The following is a 4,249-nucleotide window of genomic DNA, read 5'->3' on the forward strand; positions in this document are numbered from 1 at the left end:
GCCGGTAGAAGGTAAAGATCAGCTCGATGTACGCCGTGGCGTAGGTCGGCTCACGCCCCGACACGCCCGGCGTACGGATCTTTGCGTTGATAAGCTGCGCCTTCAGATCGCCGCCCGGCACATACAGTGCTGTATCATGCCGCACTTTCTCAGGCTCTGGTTATACGCCCGCGCGTTCGTCACCCGGTACCCCGGCTTCTTGCGCTTGCGCGGTTCACCCGTCTTTAGTCTGGCTTTATATGGCATTATTCAATGCTGGCTTCATGATGTTGCGCTTTTACACAACCCGCAGCATCTTTGCAATACCCCCATCCGGACAAAGCCGTAGCGAGTAATCCACTTGCGAAGCTGATTCGGATTTACGTCGTGCTCCATGGCCGTGCGCGCGATTGACACACCGGGCTTCAGGCACATCCTGACCAGTTCGTCACGTGCGGCTTCGTCATACTCGCGTCGGCCGTCGCGCTTCTCGCCAATCACCAGACGGCTCTTGAGGTCTTTGTTCTCTGTCATCAGTGTCAGTGTGCAGGCGTCCACGTGGACACCTAGCTTCTGACCTTCCGCCCCGCGATGGAAGGGCGTCTTTTATTCGTCACTAAAGTTCAGGGAGCTTGCGTCAAACCCCAGCCGACATCGGACGTCGGCAACGACAGTCCGCGCGTATTGGCGATGAGACGCTGCCACAGTGCCGCGCCGCGTGCGCCGCTAGCTTGCGCCCAGAGTGCCGCGATCCCCGCCACATGCGGCGTCGCCATGCTGGTTCCCGAGATGGTGCGGTAACGAGTGGGCATCGACCACGACGAGTACACGGCGACGCCCGGGCCTGCGATGTCTACCGCCGTGCCGGGCTGGCGAACCGTGTCCCGAGCCGAAAAGTCGGCAATGCGCAAGCCCGAGTCTAGCGCACCGACCGCCATGAACGATCGGCTGTTAGCTGGTCGCGAAACGAAGCTAAACTGGCCAGCGGAGCGCTGCGCGTTGTTGCCTGCGGCGGCCACGATCATGCATCCGGCATCCAAGGCGCGTTGGCCAGCAGTTTCGTATGCCACCGAGGTCGTGGCGACGTTTGCGCCCAGCGACATCGAAATCACATGACACTTGTTCCTCACTGCCCAGTCGATGCCAGCGAGGACGTCGCCGTCAACGCCACGTCCCTGATCTGTCAACACCTTGCCGACGAAGATCGTGGCCTTGTGAGCAATGCCGTAGCGCGGCCCCAAAGCGGGATGCAGCGGGCCGCAAGCGGTGCCGATGCAGTGCGTGCCGTGGCCGTGGCCGTCGTTGGCGCTGGCCACTCCGGCGATGAACGATGTCGGTTCGATCTGGCGGCCGACGAAATCTGGATGCGCCAAGAAGAACCCCGTGTCCAGCACCGCCACATTGATTCCCTGGCCTGAATACCGCGACGTCGCCACCTTGGTGGCTTGCAGTCCCCAGGTCAGCGTTGCCGTGTCGACAAACGCTGCTTCGACATCGAGCAGATCTTCCCCCGCCGGCCCTTCGCTGGCCGACGCATACAGGCTTTGAGCAGCATCCCGGAAACCGCGCAAATAGTCGAGTGACATCGGACTCGGTTCCCCCAGCGCATACATCACGCCCTCGGGTTCGACCGCCAAGATAGCGGAATCCTCGCCCGCCGTCATCGCCAGCGAGCCGGCGGCACTTGGGTCGATGTTGACCACCGCGATCCCGAGGGTATCCAGCACCGCGCCACCGTCTGCCGGAACCCGCTCCACATCCAAACCGGACGCGCCGAAATCATCGCTCTTCAACATTTTTGACTCGGCCACACCGGTGCTGTCGGCAAGTACCGACAATGCATCCTTGTGCGCGCCCTCACGAAAGGTCACGATAAATCGGCCCGTGGTTTCGGGCGTGACGTTTTGGTTTACTTCGGAATTCATCTTCGGTTCCTCCTGATGGCGGGACGGCCTACGAGCACACCCGGCCGGCGTCCGCGACCGCTACCTTCCGGATGGCCTCGTCGACGTTTCCCTGAGCAGTGGTCAAGAGCCACAGCTCGACCGAGCGGCCGGTGTCCGCCAGAAACTCGACCGCGCCATTCCTGCGCGTCACCCTAACCACGCCGCATCCAAGTTCGATGGCAACGACCTCGTCGGCTGATGCGGGCGGTCGCGCATCAGCCGACGCTGGCTCGACCGTGCCAAGCAAACCGCGATAGCCGAGCTGATCGGGCAGGACATTCTTCGCGCTTGCATGTAGGCCGCCTAGGCGGCGTTGGAGTTCGAGGACTTCGCACTCCGTCAATACCCACGACGGATTGGGCTGTCCGCTGAAAAGGTCGATCTGAAATCTCATTGCGCTGTGCGCTCCGTAGTAGCCTGCATGCAACCGCGACCCGACCGGCGACTCGCAGGCAGACGACGTTGCCGCGCCTTGATGCGTGGCCGGCCGTGCTGCGATCAGCGAATGCGTTGCGAACGACAGGTATAAAAGTAACCACAAAACTGCGTGTAGGGTCCGCGGTCGCACGTCGAAGGATCGGTAATGATCCGATTGCTATTGTCCACGCTCCTGACGGCAGTTCCGCCGGGCTTGTGACAACAGAAACCTTCCTTGTTCTTGCGATACCAGTGAAAATCCACGAAGCCCGGGCTGGGAGCGATAACGAGCGCGACCAGATAACGCGGCTTTTCGCTATCTGGGAAGCAGACGTATCGCCGGTGCAAGCCGTCGCTCAGCGCCCCCTATCACACTGCGGTGCAAGTGATGGCCGTGTTGATGTGTCCACTGCTGCGGCCCGGTTGGGCGAACGTGTCGGTGCGTTTATTACTCGCGTAGTTGTAGCAGTTGTTGGGCGCGCGGATGTTGGGATCGTTGTTCCAGAAGCCGGGATAATAGGCAGCATACTCGACCCAGCAAGTCACCGCAGGCGCCGCACGCTCAAGCTCGGCGGCAGCCTCAGATTCCGCTGCCGCGTTCGAATTGGGGGAACTCACACCTGTTTCCTTGCCCAGCTTTTGCGTGAGAAGACCGCGCAGCATTTCATGGTTGATGACATTCGATTCCTCGACGCCATCGGCAAGTGCGCCGGCCGCGACACCTTGATCGGAGGCAAGATTAATTAGGCGTTCAGCGAGCTCACGCGACGTGCCCGAGCCGCCGCCGGAACCGAGCGGAACGTACAACGACGATGATATGCCGTGATCCGCGGCCAGCTCATCGTTGGCAGCGTTGAGATAGAAGCCGCGCAGCTCGCCTCGGCCTCCCGACTCGCTAGCGGCGGAGATCGACGCTGCGCTGACTTTCGCTGCATCGCGGAGCGCGGCGCGGATTTCCTGATCATCTGAGACGATCCAAGTTGGATTAGGACGGCCGGAGAAAACATCGGCAGTGGTTTGCAGCATAACGCCCTCCCGTTAAAGTAAGTGTGTTTCAGTTTCCAAGCTCCGTCAGTCGGGTCGGCTTGAGCGTCGGCCTTCGATCAAATCCAAGGGCGCGGCACCGGCGCTCGTCTTGCCGCCGTTGGGCACAGCGTCCAGACGAGCGTCATATGCCGTCACGCACGCAGTTTCAAATTCGCGCTCGGAAAGACAGTTACCGATGCGTACTTGTTCGCGGTCGGTTGTGTCGCGAAACATTTCGCTTTCGGTATCTACATGAACTCCTGTTCCGGACATGATGATCTCGCGGAAAATCATTAAATTGACTGGGCACGCGCGGTGGAATGGCCGGTTGCATTCCTTCGCTTCCGTTCCACTGCGCAGACTGCGCTTTCTCCGACGAACTGGGTAGGAATGGGAAAAACCCATTTCTTCACTATGAAGGTAGCATAGTCCCGACCAGTGACAGACTCATTGATGCGAATCAAGCGTAGTCCAATGATGGAACCTCCCGCTGAGTAGGCCACTATGATTCACCGATTTTGGGGTTGTAAGCCGGAACCGCATATTTTCGAAATTCTTCGATCAACAAGGTAGCGAGCTATTTTGGGGCGGAGAAGGCCTGATCCATATCCCTCGCACGCTGCATTTCGTCGCCGTGCAGGTACATCGACGTCGTCGCGATTGACGCATGGCGCAGGTTGTCGCGCACTGGTCAGTTTGGCTCCGCTGGCGAGCACATGACTTGCGTGACTGTGCCTCCTATCTCTTTGAAGAGATAGAGCAGAGATTTTTTTGGTTGGCGATCGCGGCCACTGACGCGTGAACAGGCCGGTCGGGGCCGGTCCGCGATCGGTAATCAAAAAAATGTTTGTGCTAAACCGCTCCGCAGGCGTCGGCCTTTA

General features: G+C 59.9%; 5 protein-coding genes. All 5 read right to left on the reverse strand.

Annotation, left to right across the window (positions count from 1 at the left end; all coding sequences use genetic code 11):
• Positions 1 to 261: 261 nt before the first annotated feature.
• Positions 262 to 513 (reverse strand): transposase, encoded by a 252-nt coding sequence (locus tag AB3X94_RS41255; RefSeq protein ID WP_368614427.1) that lies wholly within the window; start codon positions 511 to 513, stop codon positions 262 to 264.
• Between the two features lie 89 nt (positions 514 to 602).
• On the reverse strand, positions 603 to 1,904 hold the full coding sequence (locus AB3X94_RS41260; protein ID WP_368594353.1) for a S8 family serine peptidase: 1,302 nt from the start codon (positions 1,902 to 1,904) through the stop codon (positions 603 to 605).
• A 28-nt stretch (positions 1,905 to 1,932) separates the two neighbouring features.
• The gene (locus AB3X94_RS41265; RefSeq protein WP_176112092.1) at positions 1,933 to 2,319 is read right to left on the reverse strand and encodes a hypothetical protein; all 387 of its coding nucleotides are present in this window, start codon (positions 2,317 to 2,319) and stop codon (positions 1,933 to 1,935) included.
• A gap of 392 nt (positions 2,320 to 2,711) precedes the next feature.
• Positions 2,712 to 3,368 carry a hypothetical protein gene (locus AB3X94_RS41270; RefSeq protein ID WP_368594352.1) on the reverse strand — a complete coding sequence of 219 codons (657 nt, stop codon included), beginning with the start codon at positions 3,366 to 3,368 and terminating at the stop codon, positions 2,712 to 2,714.
• Positions 3,369 to 3,413: 45 nt separating this feature from the next.
• Positions 3,414 to 3,641: a hypothetical protein gene (locus AB3X94_RS41275; RefSeq protein WP_368614428.1), complete on the reverse strand. Its 228-nt coding sequence runs from the start codon at positions 3,639 to 3,641 to the stop codon at positions 3,414 to 3,416.
• Positions 3,642 to 4,249: the final 608 nt, after the last annotated feature.

The organism is Paraburkholderia sp. BR10923 (genome assembly GCF_040948765.1).
GTDB lineage: Bacteria > Pseudomonadota > Gammaproteobacteria > Burkholderiales > Burkholderiaceae > Paraburkholderia > Paraburkholderia youngii.